This window comes from Fictibacillus sp. BK138 (genome assembly GCF_004216955.1).
Taxonomy (GTDB): Bacteria; Bacillota; Bacilli; order Bacillales; family Fictibacillaceae; genus Fictibacillus.
The window spans coordinates 12,832-33,595 of sequence record NZ_SGXL01000001.1 but is presented as its reverse complement, the minus strand read 5'-3'; the positions used below and the strand labels follow the sequence as shown (position 1 = coordinate 33,595).

Genomic DNA, 20,764 nt, shown 5'->3' with positions numbered 1-20,764 from the left:
CTCCAATCAAGGTCTAAGAAGCGTACTCAACAAAAAAAGTTAAGCAAGATTCGTTTAGAAAAAAGCTTATTTATAAACACCGAAAAAACCGGGAAAGCCCGGCTTTTTTATTCTTCCGTTACGTGTACCTTCACTGTTCCTGTTACCTGCGAGTGAATCTTGATAGGTACATTCGTGTAGCCTAGTGATTTAATCGGATCAGCAAGCTCGATTTTACGCTTGTCGATTTTAATGCCTTGTTCCTTTAGTCCATCAGCAATCTGTTTGCTTGTGACAGAACCAAATACTCGGCCGCCTTCACCCGTTTTTGTTTTAATCGTGATGGTCATTTCAGCTAGCTTCGCTTTAAGTGCCTCGGCTTCTTCCAGCTGTGCCTGCTGCTTTTTCTCTTCGCTCTTCTGCTGACCTTGAAGTGCTGCCATCGCACCTGCAGTTGCTTCAGAAGCTAAGTTTTTAGGAAAAAGAAAGTTGCGTGCGTACCCCTCAGAAACGTTCTTTACTTCGCCTTTTTTACCTTTGCCTTTTACATCTTGAAGAAAAATTACTTTCATTCCTCTTCTCCCCCTTCGATATACTCATCAATGATCTGCTTTAAATGTCTTTCAGCTTCGTCAATCGTGCTGTTTTCGATCTGGCAGGCGGCATTTGTCAGATGGCCTCCGCCTTCTAATCGTTCCATGATCATCTGCACGTTGATATCCCCAAGTGAGCGTGCACTGATGCTTACCTTGCCATCAATGCGGTTTGAAATAACAAAGGACGCCTGAATACCGTTCATCGATAATAAAATATCAGCGGCCTGTGCGATAACTACCTGATTATAAGCATCCTCATGTGTACTTTTCGCGATAACAATACCTTTTTTATAAACTTCAGCACTCTCGATCAGCTTTGAGCGTCTTGTGTACGTATTTAAATCTTCTTTTAAAAACTTTTGAACAAGAATCGTATCCGCACCGTGCGCCCTTAAATAAGAAGCAGCATCAAACGTACGAGAACCGGTTCTAAGGGTAAAACTCTTCGTATCTACAATAATCCCTGCAAGAAGAGCCGTCGCCTCAAGCATACGCATTTTCAGCCTCTTAGGCTGATATTCTAAAAGCTCTGTTACAAGCTCTGCGGTAGAAGATGCATAAGGCTCCATATAAACGAGTACAGGGTCTTTAATAAACTCTTCACCACGGCGGTGATGGTCGATCACAACAACATGGTCGAGCTTGGTTAAGAGTTTCTCTTCAATAACCATCGATGGCTTGTGTGTATCGACGACAACAAGAAGGGTATCCCTTGAAGCAATCTCTAATGCCTCTTCAGGCGTAATAAAGAACTTCCACACGGATTCGGTTTCTTTGATCTCATCCATAAGTCGCTGAACACCAATATCGATATCTGATTGATCCAGCACAACATAACCGTCTTTTCCGTTGACTTGAGCTACTTTTAAAATACCGATAGCAGACCCGATAGAATCCATATCCGGGTTCTTATGCCCCATGATCATCACCTTATCGCTGTCAGCTACAAGTTCGCTCAGTGCATGTGAGATAACCCTAGCACGTACACGAGTCCGTTTTTCTACAGGATTCGTTTTACCGCCGTAGAAACGCACTTTTCCGTTCGTCTGCTTGATGGCAACCTGGTCGCCTCCGCGTCCGAGAGCAAGATCAAGACTGGATTGGGAAAGCTGGCCGAGTTCAGGCAGCGAAGAAGTTCCGGCTGCGACACCGATACTCAACGTAAGAGAAACATTCTGCTTTGCCGTTGATTCTCTGACTTCATCTAGAACACTAAACTTATTCTTTTCTAATTCATATAAAATGCGCTGGTTAAAAACAGCTAAAAAACGCTCTGAAGACGTTCGTTTAAGGAAGATACCATTGTCGTTCGCCCACGCATTTAGGACAGATGTTACTTTTGAGTTGATCGTCGAACGGAATTGATCGTCCAGCCCTTGTGTGACTTCATCATAGTTATCTAGATAGATAATCGCCATAACCGTTTGTTCTTCATCATATAAACGCTCAAGATCAAGCTGCTCGGTTACGTCAAAAAAGTACAGAAGCCGGTCTTCCTTCTTAAAATTCACTTGGAATTTATGTGTATTAATCTTTATAACTTCTTCCTTAGCATCACTTTTCAAATAAGGAATAAGTTCTTCTGAAACATGGTTTAGAGAATGCCCGATAAAGGATTCTTCTTCAATCAATGCGCCCATATACGGATTGGCCCACTCAATCTTGAAATCCTCATCATACAAAATAATCCCGATCGGCATTTCCATCAATGCTTCTTCGCCCACTTTCTTTAAGCGATGCGAAAGCGTAGAAATATAGTCACCTAGTTCCTCCTGAAAACTTGCTTCGGCTTTCATGGCATAATAAAATAAGCCGCCTAATAACACAAAGCCTGCCATTCCGATCATCCATTGGAAATATGTGATGATGCTGACCAGCACAACAGAAGTAACGAATAAGGCGATGACGGGATAACCATGCCACCGTTTTAACAAAAACTTTGGCATATTTTCAGCTCCTACTGTTTTGGTTTCAACCGTTTTTTAATCATAAAACCTAAATCAATTATACCTAAGAATTTCACGACTTCCAGAGGAATTGGCAGGAAAGAGTTCAGCAAAAATAATAGTATAATCAACAATATGATTCTTTTTCTCTTCCAATTCTTTATCCAGGCATAATAAAAAATTACTGTAAAACCTTGTATGATTAGTACAAACGATAATATCATATACAAATTTATCGTTACAATATATAAAGCAGTACCTTTGTCAGGCGTACTAAAAGTTAAAACAATCGCTACAATATAATACCACAAAAATGATTTCGGCAGGTTCCACTCCCTGAATGGAGGAAACGAAGGGATATCATACCGGAGTCTTTTCATCAGCATTCTTGCGGCGAGATGTGTTAAAAAGGCAAGAATGACTGCTCCCCCTATAATATAAGTAGGCAGCATCATTGGAATCATTTCCGCTTGCTCTTTGAACTTTTCAATTTGAGCTGGATCTTGACCGCTCGATCTATAAAACTCTTCTGCAGTCCCTATGGCAGTTTGAAACTGAGTCTCTAGCTCTTTAACAAAGTTGATGCCCATCACAACTTGGGCGATCACAATTGTACCCAGCATGTTTAATAGGTTCGCTAAACTGGCGCCAAGCAGAACTGCAAAAGCAGATTTTTTTCTTCTATAAAGTTCCCCCATCACAATTCCGGTCAATCCAGAAAACAGGGTAATAATAATACCGCTGAGTCCCCCGAATGCAAGGGATACCCCAAATGTTACTGCCCAAAGAAGCAACCCGGCTTTCAGGTTGTGCCGGTAGAGATAGATAATAAACGGCAGCGGCAGAATAAACAAAGAGAAAATACTAAAAAACGGTATGTACATACTCATTAAAAAAAGAAGAGTGTATATGCCTGAAACGACAGCACCCTCAACCAACACTTTAGTATTGCGCATGATTCACCTCATAAAAATTCTTCATATGCTTTAATTGTAGTAACATAACCGCAGTAATTCAACTTTAACGATAATTCTAGCATAGACGTACTTCATTAGATGTAAACAAAAAGTGACATTGTACTTATATTAGAAGACTCTTTTCGAAATCTTTGTTGTATTTGGAAGTTGTTGATTTCCGCTCCAGGATGCCCGCTTTCCGCGGGGCGTGCGGTGAGCCCCCTAGGCTTAATAAGCCTGCCGGGGTCTCACCTGTCCCGCTAATCCCGCAGGAGTCTCGCACCTTGCGCTCCAATCAACTATTCAGTGATGACCGTAAAGTAACAATTTTTGAAAACAGCCTACATAAGAAAAAACAGCTATAAGCTGTTTTTCTGGGTAATTATACGACTTCCTCTGGCCATCCGCTCCATACGTGTGAAGCATGCCCATCCGGGTCTCTGACGATAAAGTTATAACCCCCGTCAGGCTTAAATGTCATTTCTTCCGTTTCAATTCCCTGTGTTTGAAGTTCTTTATAAAATGTGTGAATATCATTTATCTCAAACGTAAGAACTGCTTGACGCTCCCCTTTTTTATTCACAAAATCAAAGCTTGGAATTTCCTCGCATTCGATCAAGCCAACAGCGACATTATCACGGTACATCATATACGCTGCACCATCTTCGGGATTATAAGGAAAGGAAAACTCCATCCCGAATATAGTTTGATAAAATTCGGCAGATCGAACTGGATCTTTTACCGGCAATTGAAGATATGGAATTTGAAAAGGCGTTACTTTCGTTTTTTGCATAGAAATATCGCTCCTTTATGAGTTTTCTTTTATATAACGATTTGGATCACAAAAAAGATACGGGTAGGTTAAAAAACAGAAAATATTTTTACCAAATATCCATCAGGGTCACGAAAATGAAAAGAAAAGCCACCCATTTTCCGTTCGATTTCAACAAAGGAAAAACCAATCTTCAAAAAATCTACGTAGGCTTCAGCAATTCCTAAAGCTTCTCCGTTAATAATGGCTTGAGAAAGATTATGTATATAAAGGGTATGTTTTTTCTCCAATCCTCCATTAGTTCTTTGCTCTAGACTCTCAATAGAAATCTTCTTCAAATTTTGTTTTGCTCTAGATAGTAAGGCTTTCACAGATCCCTCTGATGTTCTTAGAACCGCGGCAGTTTCTTTATTGGACAGGCCCATCTCTTTAACTAAAATAAAAGCTGCCAGCTGTTGAGGCGTTAAAACTTCTAAAAGCTTATTTAATAATGATTCAACATTAAAAATGTTTTCTTCTGGATGATCATAATTCATCGGTTGTGGGTGCAAGATGTTTTGCCTATTCTCTTTTCTTTTCATATCAATAAAGATGGATTGCGCCATCTGATAGAGATACCTTCTAGAGAATGTTTTTGCAGACTGCTTCAAAATTTGACTATGAATTTTCAGCATACCTTCCTGATATATTTCTTCAGCTTCCTTAGTATCAGGAGCGATTTTCAAGCAATATTGCATAAAAACTTCTGAATATGGAGCTGTTAGTTCAAATTTAGGTGACATAAAAAAAGCTCCTTCTCACACTCTTTCATTCATTTTCCATTCATACTTCTAACAAATAGTGCATTTATCCTTCAAATAGCCAAAAAAAGAAGCAGCGAGAAATCTCGCTGCTCCTTTTATTCAATCTTATTCAGATACATATGGTAACAAAGCCATGTAACGCGAGCGTTTGATCGCACGAGTCAATTGACGTTGATATTTAGCAGATGTACCAGTTACACGACGAGGAAGAATCTTACCGCGCTCAGAAATGAAACGCTTCAAAAGATCAGTGTCCTTGTAGTCGATGTAAGTGATCTTGTTTACAGTGAAGAAACAAACCTTACGACGCTTTTGGCGTCCACCACGACGTCCAGCCATTGATGGTCCCCTCCTTTAATTTTTTTATTTTATATATACCGATTCATAGTTTACGTTAGTTGTTTAGAATGGCAGATCGTCATCAGAAATGTCGATCGGCGTGCCATCATTTGCAAACGGGTCATCGTTGAAGTTATTACGTTTTGGGTTCTGCTGCTGTTGCTGCTGTCCGCCAAATCCGTTGTCACTTCCATAGCTGCGGTTCTGATTTTGCTGCCCAAATCCGCGGTCATTTGATGGTCCACCAAAGTTGCTGCCGCCTTGATATTGCTGGCCGCCTGCGTTAGCGTTTTTAGGTTCAAGGAATTGAACACTTTCTGCCATTACTTCAGTAACATAGACTCTCTGACCCTGCTGGTTATCGTAAGAACGTGTTTGGACACGTCCATCCACTCCGGCAAGAGAACCTTTTTTCAGGTAGTTTGCCACGTTTTCAGCGGGCTTTCGCCAAACGACACAGTTAATAAAATCTGCTTCACGCTCACCCTGCTGATTCGAGAAAGGACGATTTACAGCAAGTGTGAAATTAGCTACCGCCACACCGTTTGGAGTGTACTTTAATTCTGGGTCTTTCGTTAAACGTCCCACCAGTACTACACGATTTAGCATTCAGAACCACTCCTTAAAGGATTAATTTCTTTCGTCTACGATTGTCATAAAACGAAGAACATCTTCGTTGATCTTCATAAGACGGTCAAATTCATTAATCGCTTCGTTTGGAGCTACAACGTCTAATAGTGTGTAGTATCCATCGCGGAAGTCATTGATTTCGTAAGCTAAACGCTTCTTACCCATTTCCTTTTCGTTCGCGATTTCCGCACCGTTATCAGTTAGGATACTTTTCGCACGCTCTTTTGTTGCTTTAAGAGCTTCCTCTTCAATATTCGGACGGACGATGTACATGATTTCGTACTTTTTCATTCCGTTCACCTCCTTTTGGTCTAAGCGGCCCAAAACATTCATTCCGGGCAAGGAGAAAATCATCAAAAACAATATTTGTTGACAATTAACTCACAATAAAGAATTATATCAAAACATGTTGCATAAAACAAGCTTACTTTGAAATAAAGCATAAAAAAGAGAAAAAGCGATCGCTTTTCCTCCGTTTTTCACTATTCAAGCTTTTAAATAGGTTCTTATAAAAAACTTCATTGAGTTGATTGGAGCGGAAGGTGCGAGACTCCTGCGGGACGAGCGGTCAGGTGAGACTTCTAATGGCGCTTTGCGCCAAGAAGGCTCACCGCACGCCCCGCGGAAAGGGAGCACCTGGAGCGGAAATCAACACTTTCTAAATCTTTTTTATTAAACGTTAAAACGGAAATGAACAACATCTCCATCTTTCATCTCATATTCTTTACCTTCTAGACGAACTTTCCCTTTTTCCTTAGCAGCTGCCATATTGCCTGCAGCCATAAGTTCATCATAAGCAACAACCTCTGCACGGATAAATCCTCTTTCAAAGTCAGTATGGATGATACCAGCACATGCAGGAGCTTTCATTCCTTTACGGAACGTCCACGCGCGAACTTCCTGTACACCTGCTGTAAAGTAAGTTGCAAGACCTAAAAGTGAATAAGAAGCACGAATCAGCTTATCAAGACCCGCTTCTTCAATCCCAAGTTCACCTAGGAATGCCATCTTTTCGTCTCCATCAAGCTCTGCGATCTCTTCTTCAACTTTTGCACAGATTACGATAACTTCTGCATTCTCACGAGCAGCATACTCTTTTACCGCTTCAACGTGCTCGTTTGTTCCTTCAAGAAGCTCTTCTTCACTTACGTTTGCTACATAGAGGATCGGCTTCATTGTCAGCAAGTGCATCGCATGAACAATTTTTCTCTCTTCAGGTGTTAAGTCAACACTTCTTGCAGGAAGCTCTTGCATGAGTGCTTCTTTAATTTTTGAAAGTACAGCAAATTCAGCTACCGCTTCTTTGTCCTTGGATTTTGCCAGTTTCTCAACACGTGCAACGCGCTTATCGATAGACTCTAAATCAGCAAAGATTAACTCAAGATTGATTACTTCGATATCATCGATCGGATTTACTTTTCCGTGAACGTGTGTGATATTTTCATCATCAAAACAGCGAACAACTTGTAAGATTGCATCAGTTTGACGGATGTGAGATAAGAACTTGTTACCAAGTCCTTCCCCTTTGCTTGCCCCTTTTACAATTCCTGCGATATCAGTAAATTCAAAAGTTGTCGGAACAACTTTTTTAGGCTGTACAAGCTCAGTTAATTTTTGAAGTCTGTGATCAGGCACTTCTACGATCCCTACGTTAGGATCGATCGTACAGAACGGATAGTTGGCAGATTCAGCACCTGCTTGAGTAATAGCATTAAACAATGTTGATTTACCTACGTTCGGCAAACCAACGATTCCAGTTGTAAGAGCCACTGTTATTTCACTCCTCTGTTTTATATGAAGCTCGGAAAGCCGAGACTTTTCAGTTAAAAAAATATCCTTCCCAATTATAGGTTTTATCACTTTAAAAAACAAGAAGAACCGGGTCATGATATACCCGGTTCACCTTCTGCATATTTTTTTAATTCGATCATACAGTCATAAAATGCACTTACTGCCAGAAGCAATTCTTACTCTCCTGGCGATGCTAATACTTTCTTGATTTTCTTGGCAAATTCGGACCTGGGCAGCATGACACTGTGCTGACAACCCATACATTTAATCCGGATATCTGCACCCATGCGAATAACCTTCCAACGGTTCGTTCCACAAGGGTGCTGTTTCTTCATTTCCACCTCATCATGAAGGTGAAATTCTTTTTGCTGCATTGTCAGCCCTCCATCTTGTTCTTATTTTCTTTCGAATTGCCTTCTTTATGATACGTGACCATTTTCGGATACGGAATTTCAATACCCGCTTTTTCAAGTTCAAGTTTCAATGTTTTTCTTAGTTCTCTGGCTATCTTAAAATGAGTCATCGGGAGCACTTCAGATGTTACACGAATGACCACTTCAGAAGCACCCAGCATTTGAACACCAAGTACTTCTGGATCCTTCACCATTTCAGGATAATCAGGCTTTACTCGTTTCACAACATCTTCAATGATTCTTTGTGCTTTATCGATATCTTCTTCGTACGCAATGCTTAAATCCACTACGGCAATGCTGTTATGGACAGAAAAGTTTGTTACTTCTGTGATAGACGAATTCGGCAGGATATGCAATTCTCCTGTCCAGCTTTTAATTTTAGTTGTCCGCAGACCGATTTCTTCTACCGTTCCTTCAAAACTAGCAATCCGTACCGTATCTCCGACAGAAAACTGATTTTCAAAAATAATGAAAAAGCCTGTAATGATGTCCCTTACGAGGTTCTGAGCACCAAAACCGATTGCGAGCCCTAAGACTCCTGCCCCTGCCAGTATCCCTCTTACATCCATGAATTCACCTAATATGGCTATGATGACTATAGAATAAATTACATAAGTCGCTACATTATTTAAGAGCCTGAATAACGTGTTTTCTCTTTTTTCACTAAGCCGAAGGGGTGATTTTAATCTCACCTTAAAAATATTGGCGATTGCCGCTTTAATAACATATTTAAAGATGACTGCAATAATAATGATTGCTGTAATTTTCAGTCCAGTAGCACCAATTCCGGCCCACCAATCTTTATCTGAGAATATCGTAACGGCTTGTTCTGCTTTTTTAGGTAGATCTGTACCTGCCAATGAAGTCTCCATCCTCTCACAAGAATATGAAATTATTTAATCAGCTTTTACATAGAATTACAATGTCATTCAATGAAAAACAGTATGAAAAATTTATTCGGTTACGAGCATGGTTTAAACGGGTATAGTCCTTAAATAAAAGTCTGTGTTTATTCTATTCTACCATGTATAGGAAAAGGAATTCTTCCGTATACTAAGTAGTACCATAATAAAGGAGAGGATGTCATGTTCCTCAAACGGAAGCTAGGACTAGGGAAATCCATTCAATATAAATTGCACCACGAAGAAAAGGAAGCCACTCTACGAATTACAGAACAAATCTTACCTATGCTTCCGGAATCGAGCCGCCAGCCAGTCGTTATCGTATGTATAGGGACAGACAGATCAACTGGCGATGCACTCGGCCCCCTCGTTGGCACCAAGCTATACAATAAAGATACGTTTCCCTTTCATGTGTATGGAACCCTTGATGACCCCGTTCATGCGGTGAATCTAGAAGAAAAACTAAAAATGATTGAAACTGAACATCCAGGAGCATTTATTATCGGTATTGATGCTTGTCTGGGCCGGTTAAATCATGTTGGAATGGTATCCATTAATGATGGTCCAGTTAAACCCGGAGCAGGAGTGAACAAACAGCTTCCGCCTGTCGGGGACATGCATATCACTGGTATTGTAAACGTGAGCGGGTTTATGGAATATTTCGTTCTTCAGAATACGAGGCTCAGCATTGTAATGAAAATGGCTGATTTAATTGCAGACTCTCTTCACATGGCTTGCCTGAGAAAAAAGATTCAGCAAAAAAACATGATGCATCAAACAGAATCTCGCTCACAAGACATATATAAAATCCAATAATAAATCAAAGCCGCTTGTATCAATGGATACAAGCGGCTTTTCTTATAGAATTCCCTGTGAAAATGCAAGGATGTTATCCCATTTTTCTACAATAAAAACAAGTATCACTGCGATTAAAAGTCCTGGCAGCAAATTAGCAACGCGAATTTTAGCTACTCCGAGCAAATTAAGACCTATTGCGACGATCATGATCCCGCCAGTGCCTGTAATTTCTACAATTAGGGCATCCATGAGCTCTTGAGGAACAAACCGGTCGATCTGTGTTGCTAATAGCGTGATGGCACCCTGATATAAAACAACCGGAACAGCAGAGAACATCACACCAATTCCAAGTGCTGAAGTAAATAAAATGGCACAGAATCCGTCGATCAAAGCCTTTGTGTAAAGGACATCATGCTCTTGTCTCAAGCCACTGTCTAAAGCACCGACAATCGACATAGCACCCACTACGAAAACGAGAGTAGCGGTAACAAATCCTGTTGCAACTGATCCTTTATCTTGTTTGCCTACTTTTGTCTCAAGCCATTTTCCTACTGAGTTCAGTTTTTCTTCAAGGTTCCACCACTCGCCTAGACCTCCTCCGATAGCCAGGCTGGCGATTACGATAAGAAATTGTTCGCTCTTTAGCCCCATGCCTATTCCTAAAATAGTAACTGCCAGTGCCATTGCCTGAAGAATGGTGTCTTTTATCCGATCGGGTATCGCTGTCCAAAACAGACCTAAAAAGCTGCCAGAGATGATCGCGATCCCGTTAACAAATGTTCCTAAAAGTGACATGTCATTTATCTCCTATCCTAGTAGACCATTGATGATTTCCTTTAAAGCCCTGATTAAAGTGTTTACTTCATCTTTTGTAGTGGTATAACCGAAGCTGATTCGCAAAGCTCCTTCATTATTTCTTCCTGTCCGACTGTGAGCAAGCGGTGCACAATGCAGTCCGGCTCTTACAGCAATATTGTAATGTTCATCTAAAATCACAGCGATTTCATGAACATCCAGCCCTTTCACTCTTAACGAGATAACCGGTAGCCGATCCGGAAATGAAGCAGGTTTCGTTATGCTTACTTCAGGTATAGATTCGATTTGCTTCAGAAAATCAAAAAGTATCTCTTCTTCATGCTTTTGAATGTTCTTTAATCCTCTATCTATGACCTCTTTAACACCTGCATGAACTCCTGCTATTCCAGAAACATTCAATGTCCCGCTCTCCAGCCTGTAAGGCAGTTCTTCTGGCTGATCAGGAAGTTCAGAGAATGTTCCTGTGCCGCCGTAAATCAATGGAGAAAGCAGCGTTTCTTTATTGTTTATGAGCAGCATTCCTATGCCTTGCGGACCTAATAACCCTTTATGACCTGGTACCGCTAAATAATCAATATGATCATCTTCCATATGAATGGGATGAACACCAGCTGTCTGAGCAGCATCCACGAGTAATTTTAATTTATATTCTTTTGAAACACCGCCCCATATATCTGCCGGTAAGAGTGTTCCATCCACATTCGATCCGTGTGTACATACCAATAACCTGGTGTTCTCTTTGATGTTAGAGATGATGTTCTCTTTATGGAGTGCTTCATCGCCTTGTAGATAAGTGACGCTGATGCCTAGTGTTTTTTCAAGAAAATGGAGAGTCCGATAGACAGCGTTATGCTCAAAGCCAGAAGCAATAATGTGATCCCCTGTTTGCCAAGGATACCCTTTTAATACAAGATTGACTGCTTCAGTCGCACTCTTCGTAAAAATGACCGATTTTGCAGACTCACAGCCAAAGAAGGAAGCGATCTCATCTCTTGCATCTGTAACAACTCTTGAGGCTTCTTTAGACAAGAAATGGCCGCCGCGGCCAGGATTTCCTAAGTTAACAGCTTGTCCAACAGCTTCGATAACTCCCTTGGGTTTTGGATATGAGGTTGCCGCATGGTCAAAATAGATGATAGACAAATACTCTTCCTCCTTGCATGTTGAGAACTACTTTACAAATAACCTATAGTGTAAAAAAGAAACCACCTTATCGATGGTTTCAACTACTTTTCTAAAAGATCTAAAATTCGTTCTAAATCATCCTGAGAAAAGAACTCGATTTCTATTTTCCCTTTGCGTTTTGACTTTTTGATAGAAACGCTTGTACCAAAACGATCTCGCAATGATGATTCCTTCTCTTTAAAAAACACGTTCGTTTGAACTGTTTTCTTTTTTGTTCCACGTGAAACATTCATATTGATGTCTTGAATGAGCTTCTCGAGCTGCCTTACATTTAACCCGTCATCGGTAATCCGCTGAACGACCTGCTGCATTTTTGATTTTTTCTTAAGTCCAAGTAATGCGCGGCCGTGTCCCATCGTAATCAAGCCATTGGATAAAAGCTCTAGAACGGGTTTCGGCAGCTGCAAGAGGCGGATGTGGTTCGCAATGTGCGGACGGCTTTTTCCGACTCTAGAGGCCAATTCTTCTTGCGTAAGTTTAAGATGGTCTATTAGCTTCTGGTAAGCTTGAGCCTCTTCCACAGGGTTTAAATCTTCCCGCTGAAGGTTCTCGATCAGCGCTACTTCCATCATTTTTTCTTCTGAATAGTCTTTTATGATAACAGGAACAGTCTTAAGACCCACTTCTGATGCAGCTCGGAACCTTCGCTCTCCAAGGATGATCTCATAGCCCTTTATGCTTTTCCTAGCCAAGATCGGCTGCAATATTCCATGTTCTTGAATGGATTCCTTCAGCTCGTCAATCGCTTTTTGATCGAAAACTTTTCGGGGCTGATACGGATTCGGTCTTAGTTCTTTTACACTGACTTCTTGGACGTGTTCTTCTTCATTTTTTATTAACGCTCCAAGCCCTTTACCTAACCCTTTCGCCAATGCCAATCACTTCCTTCGCAAAATCTAAATAAACATCTGCACCCCGGGATTTAGGATCATAAATAATAATCGGTTTTCCATGACTTGGCGCTTCTGATAGTCTAACATTTCTTGGTATGATCGTTTCATACACTTTATCTTGAAAATATTTTTTCACTTCTTCAATGACTTGAATCCCTAGGTTCGTTCGGGCGTCAAGCATTGTTAGCAGTACACCATCAATCATAAGATCGGTATTTAAATGCTTTTGCACAAGACGTACTGTGTTTAACAGCTGGCTAAGCCCTTCAAGTGCGTAATATTCACATTGCACCGGTATTATGACAGAATCTGATGCTGTTAAAGAGTTGATCGTTAGCAGACCAAGAGATGGCGGGCAATCGATAATAATAAAATCATAATTTGAGCTTACCTGATCAAGTGCTCTTTTTAATCGTACTTCCCTTGAAATCGTCGGTACAAGCTCGATCTCCGCTCCTGCTAACTGAATAGTAGAAGGGAGAATATGTAGTCCTTCACAGATCGTTTCGACAATTACATCTTTAACTTCCACATCCTCAACTAAGACATTGTAGATACATTGATCAATATCTCCTTTGTCTACTCCTACACCGCTTGTCGCGTTACCTTGAGGATCTATATCTACTAGCAATACCTTTTTACCGAAATACGCTAAGCATGCACCAAGGTTGACTGACGTAGTCGTTTTTCCGACTCCGCCTTTCTGGTTGGCTACTGCAATGATCTTCGCCACGTTGTCACCTACCTCACTTTATGAACAATCAATTATCTATTATTCTATCATGAAGATTTTAAAATAACTTATTGAAATAATGAAAAATAAAGATTTTTTCTGAGGTGTTTTTTATAAAAAACAAAAAGCTTCTAGAAATTATGTTTGTACAAAATTCGCTGCTCTTGGAAGTGGTTGATTTCCGCTCCAGGTGCTCGCTTTCCGCGGGGCGTGCGGTGAGCCTCCCTATCGATTCGCGCTTAAGGGATCTCACCTGTCCCGCTGATCCCGCAGGAGTCTCGCACCTTGCACTCCAATCAACTTGTCGAAGAAGTGGGGATCCAAAAAAAATATTAAAAAGCAAAAACACTTTAAGGATGAGCATTTATAAAAGAGCAATTTTTTCGAGGAAATAATACAAAAAACCATCAGCTATAAAAAGCTGATGGTCTTAACTCTTAATTTTTAGGGATTCGAATGGTGAATTGATAGAACTCTTCGTGCTCTTCTTCTTCAGTATCAATAGAAAGTCCGCTTTGAACGACCATATCTACTGATTGTCTTACTGTATTGATCGCAAGGCGCATGTCCTTACTGTAAGACTTGCGGCGCGCCTGAGGTTTTTTCTCTGCGGTTTCAGACTCGATCATTCTTTTCACTCGGTCTTCCGTCTGTTTAACATTTAATTGTTTTTCAAGAATCTCTCCTAGGACCAATTCCATTTTCTCTGGTGTCTTTAAGACGATCAAAGCTCTTGCGTGACGTTCTGTAATCTTCTTTTGCAAGAGAGCATCTTGAATGGATTGAGGGAGCTTTAATAATCTAAGTTTATTTGCAATCGTTGACTGGCCTTTGCCTAGCTTTTGCGCCAGTCCTTCTTGTGTAAGTCCATGTAATTCCAGCAGCTTGGCGTAGGCCATTGCTTCTTCAATCGCTGTTAATTCTTCCCGCTGAAGGTTTTCAATAAGAGCTACAGACGCTGTTTGTGAATCGTCCATTTCCTTTACGATAGCAGGAATCTTCTCCCAGCCAAGTTTTTGGACAGCTCTCCATCTGCGTTCTCCCGCAATCAGTTCATACTGGTCTTCTCCAATAACGCGAACAACAATAGGCTGAATGATGCCGTGAGCTTCGATGGTTTGTGACAATTCTTCAATTCGTTCATCTATAAAAACCGTTCTGGGCTGAAACCGGTTTGGAATAATATACTGAACCGGAATTTGAAGTACTTCTTCGTTGTCGTTTTTTTCAGCTGGTTCTGGATCTAATGTCTGCTGGCTCTTTTCGCCGATGCCGAATAAACGTGAAAAAGGATGCTTCATGCGAATACACCACCTTTTGTAATCTGCCTGTTAATCTATTTCTTCCCACTAGTCCTAAAATCCTGCAAGTCTGTAAAAATCTTTCTTTTATGTAACACCTGTGTTTCACGTGAAACACAGACAGTTTTTTTATTGAATCGGTGACTTGTTAGGAGTTCCAGGTTTGCGCGGGAACTTTTTAGGCGTCTCATTAACTTTTTCGATAATGACAATATTTCTTTCGCTTTCTTCGATTGGAAGCAAGAAAGAATGAACATCTTCAATCTTTCCTCCTAAAAGCTTTACCGCTTTTTCGCCTTCTTTCACTTCTTCAGGAAGATTTGCACCTTTCATCCCAAGGAAATGACCGCCTTTTTTCACAAGCGGCAAGCATAACTCGGATAAAACTGATAGTCGGGCAACTGCTCTTGCCATAACAAGATCAAACTGCTGCCTGAATTCTGGTCTGTGAGCAAATGTTTCTGCTCGATCATGGTACATTGAAACATCCTCTAATCCAAGTTCTTTTACAACATGCTCTAAGAAACCAATTCGTTTATTCAAAGAGTCCACAACAGTTAACTTGATCTCAGGAAAACAGATCTTGAGCGGTATAGCAGGGAAACCAGCTCCTGCTCCAACATCACACACCGTAATGTCCTGATTAAAATTAAAATAAAACGCTGCTGTAACAGAATCATAAAAGTGCTTTAAATACACTTCTTCTTTTTCTGTAATCCCCGTTAAATTCATTTTTTCATTCCATTCAACAAGCAAATGAAAATAGTTTTCGAATTGTGACAGCTGTTTTTCTGATAACTCGATTCCCTTTTCCTTCAGGGAAGTTTGAAACATCTCGATATTCATTTTTGTTGCGTCCCCCTTTTTTGAAGACCCTTCGTTGATCAGAGTTGATTGAGCGCAAGGCGCAAGACTCCAGCGGGAACAGCGTGCATGTGAGACCCCGCTGATAGGGAGGCTCACCTCACGCCCCTACGGAAAGCGAGCATCCTCGAACAGAAACCAACTACTTCTAACGTGCAATCTTAGCCAGTTTGCCTTGTTCTAGGTAAATCAGCAGAATCGAAATGTCCGCTGGGTTTACCCCGGATACTCGTGATGCCTGTCCTACAGAAAGCGGACGTACTTCATGCAGCTTTTGCTTCGCTTCTGTTGCGAGACCGTTAATCGCCATATAATCAAGGTCAACAGGCAGTTTCTTGTTCTCCATCTTGCGCATTCTTTCTACCTGTGCAAGCTGTTTATCAATGTAACCTGCATACTTCACTTGGATTTCGACCTGCTCTGAAACCGTTTCGCTTAGAGGTGTTTCGGCAGGTGCTAATCGTTGGATCACAGGATAAGTTACTTCAGGACGTTTAAGCAGATTTGCAGCTGTCATCGGTTCTTTCAGCGCTGAAGAATGGGCCTCTGCAAGAACTTGCTGAACCTCTTCAGATGGCTTGATTGAAACATGCTCTAAACGCTCAATTTCCATCGATATCTGTGCTTTTTTCTCCTCAAAGCGTTCGTAACGTTCTTGCGGTATCAGTCCGATTTCAAAACCTTTTTTCGTTAATCGCAGATCAGCGTTGTCGTGTCTTAATAAAAGACGGTATTCCGCTCTCGATGTTAAAAGTCTGTATGGTTCATTCGTTCCTTTTGTGATCAGGTCATCGATCAGCACACCAATATAAGCCTCAGAACGATCAAGAATAAGCGGTTCTTTCCCCTTTACCTTTAACGCAGCATTGATACCTGCCATAAGCCCTTGTCCAGCTGCCTCTTCATAGCCGCTCGTACCGTTCAGCTGTCCTGCAGTGAATAAGCCGCTCACTTTTTTAGTTTCAAGAGATGGCCATAATTGAGTTGGCACGATTGCATCATATTCAATGGCATAGCCTGCACGCATAAGTTCCGCTTTTTCAAGACCAGGAATCGTAGCAAGGATTTTCTTCTGCACATCTTCAGGAAGACTTGTAGATAAGCCCTGCACATACACTTCCTCTGTGTTTTTCCCTTCAGGCTCTAAGAAAATCTGATGGCGCGGCTTGTCATTGAAACGTACAATTTTATCTTCGATCGACGGACAATATCTAGGACCAGTTCCTTCGATCATTCCAGAATACATCGGTGAACGGTGAAGGTTGCCGTTGATCAGCTGGTGCGTTTCATCCCCCGTGTAAGTCAGCCAGCAAGGAAGCTGGTCTGTAATAAATTCAGTCGTTTCGTATGAAAAAGCTCTTGGAACATCGTCTCCAGGCTGTATTTCCGTTTTCGAATAATCAATGGTTTTGCTGTTAACACGCGGTGGAGTACCGGTTTTAAAGCGAACCATATCAAATCCAAGTTCCTGCAGGTGATAGGATAAATTAATGGACGGTGCCATATTGTTCGGACCGCTCTCATAAGCAAGTTCACCGATTATAATTTTTCCTCTTAAATACGTGCCCGTTGTTAATACAACGGCTTTTGCCTCGTATTCTGCCCCCGTCTTCGTAATAACACCTTTACATACATCGCCTTCCATAATAAGACGTTCTACCATCCCTTGACGCAATGTAAGGTTTTCAGTATTTTCCATCGTTTTCTTCATTTCATGCTGATACAAATATTTATCCGCTTGAGCACGCAGTGCACGTACCGCAGGGCCTTTACCAGTATTCAGCATCCGCATTTGAATATGCGTCTTATCAATGTTCCGCGCCATTTCTCCGCCAAGTGCATCCACTTCACGCACTACGATCCCTTTTGCCGGTCCTCCGACAGACGGATTACAAGGCATATAGGCTACGGCATCTAAATTTAACGTAAGACAAAGTGTTTTTGCACCCATGCGAGCTGACGCTAGAGCCGCTTCAACACCCGCATGCCCGGCACCAACAACAATAACGTCAAAAATGTCAGCTTTATATCCCATGTGTTCTTACCTCCTTCTTTATTATTTTCCTAAACAAAATTGTGAGAAGAGCTGATCGATTAAGCTTTCTGAAACAGTGTCTCCTACAATTTCACCGAGTATCTCCCATGCTCTCGTAATATCGATCTGAACCATATCTATTGGAAGATCAGCTTCAATCCCGCCTAACGCTTCGTCAATATGGTGAATAGTCTGCTGCAGCAATGCGATGTGTCTTGAGTTTGATACGTAAGTAAGATCTTGTGCTTCGATTCCGCCTGCAAAAAATAGATTCGCTATCGCTTGTTCTAGTTCATCTATTCCCTCTTCTTTAACTAATGATGTAGCAATAACAGGTGAACCTTCCGCTAGACCTTTCACTTGGTCTATATCCAGATTTGTTTCTAAATCAGTTTTGTTTATGATCACAATCTTATCCAGCCCTGCAGCTGCACGGAATAAATTCTCATCCTCATGGGACAGCGGTTCATTTCCGTTTAAAACGAGCAGAATCAAATCCGCTTCTTTTAATACTTTTCGTGATTTTTCAACACCGATTTTCTCAACAATATCTTCTGTTTCTCGGATGCCTGCCGTATCCACAAGCCTTAGAGGGACACCTCTTACATTGACATACTCCTCGATAACGTCCCTTGTAGTCCCAGCTATATCTGTAACAATGGCTTTGTTTTCATGAACTAAAGCGTTCATTAACGAAGACTTCCCTACGTTCGGACGTCCGATAATAGCCGTAGATAATCCTTCGCGAAGAATCTTCCCTTGCTGAGCCGTCTGCAAAATGGACCCTACCTCTTTTTTAACCGTTAAAAGATTATGATTTAATAATGAATGCGTCATTTCTTCAGCATCGTATTCTGGGTAATCTATATTAACTTCGACGTGGGCAATGGTTTCTAAAAGTGTCTGTCTTAGTCTGCTGACTAAAGATGAAAGGCGGCCTTCCATCTGATTAAGCGCAACGTTCATGGCCCGGTCTGTCTTCGCTCTGATCAAGTCCATAACTGCTTCCGCTTGTGACAAATCGATTCGTCCGTTTAAAAAAGCACGCTTCGTAAATTCTCCTGGTTCGGCTAAACGTGCTCCCTGCTGCAGAATGAGTTGAAGAACCCTATTAACAGAAACTAATCCGCCGTGACAGTTGATCTCCACAACATCTTCACGTGTAAAAGTTCGCGGAGCTCTCATTACACTTACCATGACTTCCTCTACAGCTTGATTCGTTTTCGGATCAACCAGTTTTCCATAGTGAATCGTGTGTGTGTCAGCTTCTTCAAGCACTTTTGAACCTTTATAAACACGGTCAGCGATCGATACCGCTTCCGGACCGCTAAGACGCACGATTGCAATTGCTCCTTCACCCATCGGCGTAGAAATAGCCGTAATCGTATCGTATTCCATTTTTTTCACCTCAACTTCCCTTATAAAACGCTCTATCTATTTATCAATTAGTATGACCTTAAATGGCAGCTGTGATAATTGTTACGTAAAAAAGGACATAAATATCCACAATAAAAAATAGTGTACCGTATTATGAGCCCGCAGTAAATAAAAAGCCCCAGAGGAATACCCTCTGAAGCTTCATTATCTCTTGATCGTATTCTTGGGACGGATAACCACTTTTCGGAATGGCTCTACCCCTTCGGACGTCGTTTCAACATCCCGGTTTTCTTTGAGTGCTAAGTGAATCACTTTACGTTCATTAGCAGGCATCGGTTCAAGCGCGAAGCTCTTTTTCGTGATGAACACCTTTTGAGCGGAATGCTCAGCAAGACGTTCCAGCGATTCCTGCCGTCTGGTACGATAATTTTCAGCATCTAGAACAATTTTCACATGCTTAGTTTCTGGATCTGAGTTTGCAACCATATTTGTTAAAAGCTGAAGCGCATTTAGCGTTTGTCCGCGTTTTCCAATTAAAATCGCAATTTTTTCACCGGTTAAATCAAGCACTAGGTGATCGTTTTCCTGCCGCTGAGAAATGGTAACGGGTACCCCCATCTTGGATGTTACATCCTGAAGGTATTCGATCGCAGTTTTAACAGGATCAGCTTTTACTGTTACTTCAACAACTGCCGGCTTCCCGCCGAGTCCAAAAAAGCCTTTTTTGGAATCCTCAAGAATTTTCACTTCTACTTGATCTTTTGAAGTCTGAAGTTGTTCTAGTGCTGCTTCTACTGCTTCTTCAACCGTTTTCCCTGTTACCTGTACCTTTTTCACTTTTTAGCTCCCCCATCAACTTGATTTTCTTTCTTTTTCATTGGGGTCGTAATGAAATATGTTTGTGCAATCATGAAGATGTTACCGATCACCCAATATAAAGATAATGCAGCTGGGAAATTAATCGCAAATACAACGATCATGACTGGCATGATGTATAAAAGCATCTTCATTTGCGGATTTGGATTGTCCATTCCGCCCATCATAATTTTTTGCTGCAAGAATGTTGTAAGACCTGCAACTAGCGGCAAAATAAAGAAAGGATCTGGTTCCCCTAGATCGAACCAAAGGAAATTGTGGTTAGCAATTTCTCCCGTACGCATGATTGCATGGTAGAAACCTAAAAGAATAGGCATCTGAATAAGTAATGGTAAACAACCTGCAAGCGGATTTACACCATTCTTTTGGAAAAGTGCCATTGTTTCCTGCTGCAGTTTTTGCTGTGAGTTAGCATCTTTTGATTTGTACTTTTCACGCAGTTTTTGAATTTCAGGTTGAATTTCCTGCATCGCTTTAGAACTTTTCGTTTGCTTGATCATTAATGGAAGCAAAGCCGTTCTAATCAATAAAGTTACAATAATGATAGCTAGTCCATAATTTTCACCAGTCAGATCTGCAAAATATGTGATCAGCCATGATAATGGATAAACAAAATATGTGTCCCAAATTCCCGTGCTGTCTTTTGTGATAGGATCATTCATCGATCCACATCCTGACAGGACAGCCATGAGTGCGAAAAGGGCGATCATTAAACCTATTTTCTTACGCACACTCTTATCCTCCTTAAAAATCATAAAT

General features: G+C 41.1%; 22 protein-coding genes. 1 reads left to right on the top strand and 21 read right to left on the bottom strand.

The window, feature by feature from the left end; translation table 11 throughout:
- Positions 1-107: 107 nt before the first annotated feature.
- The 11 genes from rplI to EV282_RS00120 form a co-directional block, all read right to left on the bottom strand.
- The gene (rplI, locus tag EV282_RS00170) at positions 108-551 is read right to left on the bottom strand and encodes a 50S ribosomal protein L9 (RefSeq protein ID WP_066294393.1); all 444 of its coding nucleotides are present in this window, start codon (positions 549-551) and stop codon (positions 108-110) included.
- On the bottom strand, positions 548-2,521 hold the full coding sequence (locus EV282_RS00165; protein ID WP_130292719.1) for a DHH family phosphoesterase: 1,974 nt from the start codon (positions 2,519-2,521) through the stop codon (positions 548-550). Before EV282_RS00165 ends, rplI begins: the two co-directional genes overlap by 4 nt.
- A gap of 11 nt (positions 2,522-2,532) precedes the next feature.
- On the bottom strand, positions 2,533-3,477 hold the full coding sequence (locus tag EV282_RS00160; protein ID WP_130292717.1) for a YybS family protein: 945 nt from the start codon (positions 3,475-3,477) through the stop codon (positions 2,533-2,535).
- Positions 3,478-3,859: 382 nt separating this feature from the next.
- A complete protein-coding gene (locus EV282_RS00155; protein ID WP_130292715.1) occupies positions 3,860-4,270 on the bottom strand; it encodes a VOC family protein in 411 nt (136 codons plus the stop codon).
- A 68-nt stretch (positions 4,271-4,338) separates the two neighbouring features.
- Positions 4,339-5,031, bottom strand: coding sequence for an RNA polymerase sigma factor (locus EV282_RS00150; RefSeq protein ID WP_130292713.1), 693 nt, complete (start codon positions 5,029-5,031; stop codon positions 4,339-4,341).
- Between the two features lie 126 nt (positions 5,032-5,157).
- Positions 5,158-5,391 carry a 30S ribosomal protein S18 gene (rpsR, locus tag EV282_RS00145; protein ID WP_066294401.1) on the bottom strand — a complete coding sequence of 78 codons (234 nt, stop codon included), beginning with the start codon at positions 5,389-5,391 and terminating at the stop codon, positions 5,158-5,160.
- 63 nt (positions 5,392-5,454) lie between these two features.
- Positions 5,455-6,000 carry a single-stranded DNA-binding protein gene (gene ssb / locus EV282_RS00140; protein ID WP_066294403.1) on the bottom strand — a complete coding sequence of 182 codons (546 nt, stop codon included), beginning with the start codon at positions 5,998-6,000 and terminating at the stop codon, positions 5,455-5,457.
- Positions 6,001-6,021: 21 nt separating this feature from the next.
- A complete protein-coding gene (rpsF, locus tag EV282_RS00135) occupies positions 6,022-6,312 on the bottom strand; it encodes a 30S ribosomal protein S6 (protein WP_066294406.1) in 291 nt (96 codons plus the stop codon).
- 381 nt (positions 6,313-6,693) lie between these two features.
- Positions 6,694-7,791: a redox-regulated ATPase YchF gene (gene ychF, locus EV282_RS00130; RefSeq protein WP_130292711.1), complete on the bottom strand. Its 1,098-nt coding sequence runs from the start codon at positions 7,789-7,791 to the stop codon at positions 6,694-6,696.
- A gap of 197 nt (positions 7,792-7,988) precedes the next feature.
- Positions 7,989-8,186 (bottom strand): DUF951 domain-containing protein, encoded by a 198-nt coding sequence (locus EV282_RS00125; protein WP_077360990.1) that lies wholly within the window; start codon positions 8,184-8,186, stop codon positions 7,989-7,991.
- A 2-nt stretch (positions 8,187-8,188) separates the two neighbouring features.
- A complete protein-coding gene (locus EV282_RS00120; RefSeq protein WP_226536827.1) occupies positions 8,189-9,085 on the bottom strand; it encodes a mechanosensitive ion channel family protein in 897 nt (298 codons plus the stop codon).
- A gap of 225 nt (positions 9,086-9,310) precedes the next feature.
- Between EV282_RS00120 and yyaC the strand changes: the two genes are divergently transcribed.
- Positions 9,311-9,943: a spore protease YyaC gene (yyaC, locus tag EV282_RS00115; RefSeq protein WP_130292707.1), complete on the top strand. Its 633-nt coding sequence runs from the start codon at positions 9,311-9,313 to the stop codon at positions 9,941-9,943.
- A gap of 42 nt (positions 9,944-9,985) precedes the next feature.
- On the opposite strand, the gene EV282_RS00110 is transcribed toward yyaC, so the two are convergent.
- From EV282_RS00110 to spoIIIJ, 10 genes are all read right to left on the bottom strand, one after another.
- On the bottom strand, positions 9,986-10,720 hold the full coding sequence (locus tag EV282_RS00110) for a DUF554 domain-containing protein (RefSeq protein WP_130292705.1): 735 nt from the start codon (positions 10,718-10,720) through the stop codon (positions 9,986-9,988).
- Between the two features lie 12 nt (positions 10,721-10,732).
- The gene (locus EV282_RS00105) at positions 10,733-11,884 is read right to left on the bottom strand and encodes an aminotransferase class V-fold PLP-dependent enzyme (RefSeq protein WP_130292703.1); all 1,152 of its coding nucleotides are present in this window, start codon (positions 11,882-11,884) and stop codon (positions 10,733-10,735) included.
- A gap of 83 nt (positions 11,885-11,967) precedes the next feature.
- Positions 11,968-12,798, bottom strand: coding sequence for a ParB/RepB/Spo0J family partition protein (locus EV282_RS00100; RefSeq protein WP_130292701.1), 831 nt, complete (start codon positions 12,796-12,798; stop codon positions 11,968-11,970).
- Positions 12,779-13,552, bottom strand: a complete 774-nt coding sequence (locus EV282_RS00095; protein WP_130292699.1) for a ParA family protein — start codon at positions 13,550-13,552, stop codon at positions 12,779-12,781. Before EV282_RS00095 ends, EV282_RS00100 begins: the two co-directional genes overlap by 20 nt.
- Positions 13,553-13,989: 437 nt before the next feature.
- Positions 13,990-14,853 carry a nucleoid occlusion protein gene (gene noc / locus EV282_RS00090; protein ID WP_130292697.1) on the bottom strand — a complete coding sequence of 288 codons (864 nt, stop codon included), beginning with the start codon at positions 14,851-14,853 and terminating at the stop codon, positions 13,990-13,992.
- A 129-nt stretch (positions 14,854-14,982) separates the two neighbouring features.
- On the bottom strand, positions 14,983-15,699 hold the full coding sequence (gene rsmG, locus EV282_RS00085) for a 16S rRNA (guanine(527)-N(7))-methyltransferase RsmG (RefSeq protein WP_130292695.1): 717 nt from the start codon (positions 15,697-15,699) through the stop codon (positions 14,983-14,985).
- Positions 15,700-15,865: 166 nt separating this feature from the next.
- A complete protein-coding gene (mnmG, locus tag EV282_RS00080) occupies positions 15,866-17,752 on the bottom strand; it encodes a tRNA uridine-5-carboxymethylaminomethyl(34) synthesis enzyme MnmG (RefSeq protein WP_130292693.1) in 1,887 nt (628 codons plus the stop codon).
- Between the two features lie 21 nt (positions 17,753-17,773).
- Positions 17,774-19,150: a tRNA uridine-5-carboxymethylaminomethyl(34) synthesis GTPase MnmE gene (gene mnmE, locus EV282_RS00075; protein ID WP_130292691.1), complete on the bottom strand. Its 1,377-nt coding sequence runs from the start codon at positions 19,148-19,150 to the stop codon at positions 17,774-17,776.
- A gap of 183 nt (positions 19,151-19,333) precedes the next feature.
- Entirely contained in the window at positions 19,334-19,966 is a 633-nt protein-coding gene (jag, locus tag EV282_RS00070) for an RNA-binding cell elongation regulator Jag/EloR (protein ID WP_130292690.1), read from the bottom strand.
- On the bottom strand, positions 19,963-20,760 hold the full coding sequence (spoIIIJ, locus tag EV282_RS00065; RefSeq protein WP_207224272.1) for a YidC family membrane integrase SpoIIIJ: 798 nt from the start codon (positions 20,758-20,760) through the stop codon (positions 19,963-19,965). Before spoIIIJ ends, jag begins: the two co-directional genes overlap by 4 nt.
- Between the last annotated feature and the right edge of the window lie 4 nt (positions 20,761-20,764).

Excerpts from the sequence above, each read along its gene's own strand:
- rplI (WP_066294393.1), bottom strand. The coding sequence starts at position 551 with ATGAAAGTAATTTTTCTTCAAGATGTAAAAGGCAAAGGTAAAAAAGGC.
- EV282_RS00165 (WP_130292719.1), bottom strand. The coding sequence starts at position 2,521 with ATGCCAAAGTTTTTGTTAAAACGGTGGCATGGTTATCCCGTCATCGCC.
- EV282_RS00160 (WP_130292717.1), bottom strand. The coding sequence starts at position 3,477 with ATGCGCAATACTAAAGTGTTGGTTGAGGGTGCTGTCGTTTCAGGCATA.
- EV282_RS00155 (WP_130292715.1), bottom strand. The coding sequence starts at position 4,270 with ATGCAAAAAACGAAAGTAACGCCTTTTCAAATTCCATATCTTCAATTG.
- EV282_RS00150 (WP_130292713.1), bottom strand. The coding sequence starts at position 5,031 with ATGTCACCTAAATTTGAACTAACAGCTCCATATTCAGAAGTTTTTATG.
- rpsR (WP_066294401.1), bottom strand. The coding sequence starts at position 5,391 with ATGGCTGGACGTCGTGGTGGACGCCAAAAGCGTCGTAAGGTTTGTTTC.
- ssb (WP_066294403.1), bottom strand. The coding sequence starts at position 6,000 with ATGCTAAATCGTGTAGTACTGGTGGGACGTTTAACGAAAGACCCAGAA.
- rpsF (WP_066294406.1), bottom strand. The coding sequence starts at position 6,312 with ATGAAAAAGTACGAAATCATGTACATCGTCCGTCCGAATATTGAAGAG.
- EV282_RS00125 (WP_077360990.1), bottom strand. The coding sequence starts at position 8,186 with ATGCAGCAAAAAGAATTTCACCTTCATGATGAGGTGGAAATGAAGAAA.
- yyaC (WP_130292707.1), top strand. The coding sequence starts at position 9,311 with ATGTTCCTCAAACGGAAGCTAGGACTAGGGAAATCCATTCAATATAAA.
- EV282_RS00110 (WP_130292705.1), bottom strand. The coding sequence starts at position 10,720 with ATGTCACTTTTAGGAACATTTGTTAACGGGATCGCGATCATCTCTGGC.
- noc (WP_130292697.1), bottom strand. The coding sequence starts at position 14,853 with ATGAAGCATCCTTTTTCACGTTTATTCGGCATCGGCGAAAAGAGCCAG.
- rsmG (WP_130292695.1), bottom strand. The coding sequence starts at position 15,699 with ATGAATATCGAGATGTTTCAAACTTCCCTGAAGGAAAAGGGAATCGAG.
- mnmG (WP_130292693.1), bottom strand. The coding sequence starts at position 17,752 with ATGGGATATAAAGCTGACATTTTTGACGTTATTGTTGTTGGTGCCGGG.
- mnmE (WP_130292691.1), bottom strand. The coding sequence starts at position 19,150 with ATGGAATACGATACGATTACGGCTATTTCTACGCCGATGGGTGAAGGA.
- spoIIIJ (WP_207224272.1), bottom strand. The coding sequence starts at position 20,760 with ATGATTTTTAAGGAGGATAAGAGTGTGCGTAAGAAAATAGGTTTAATG.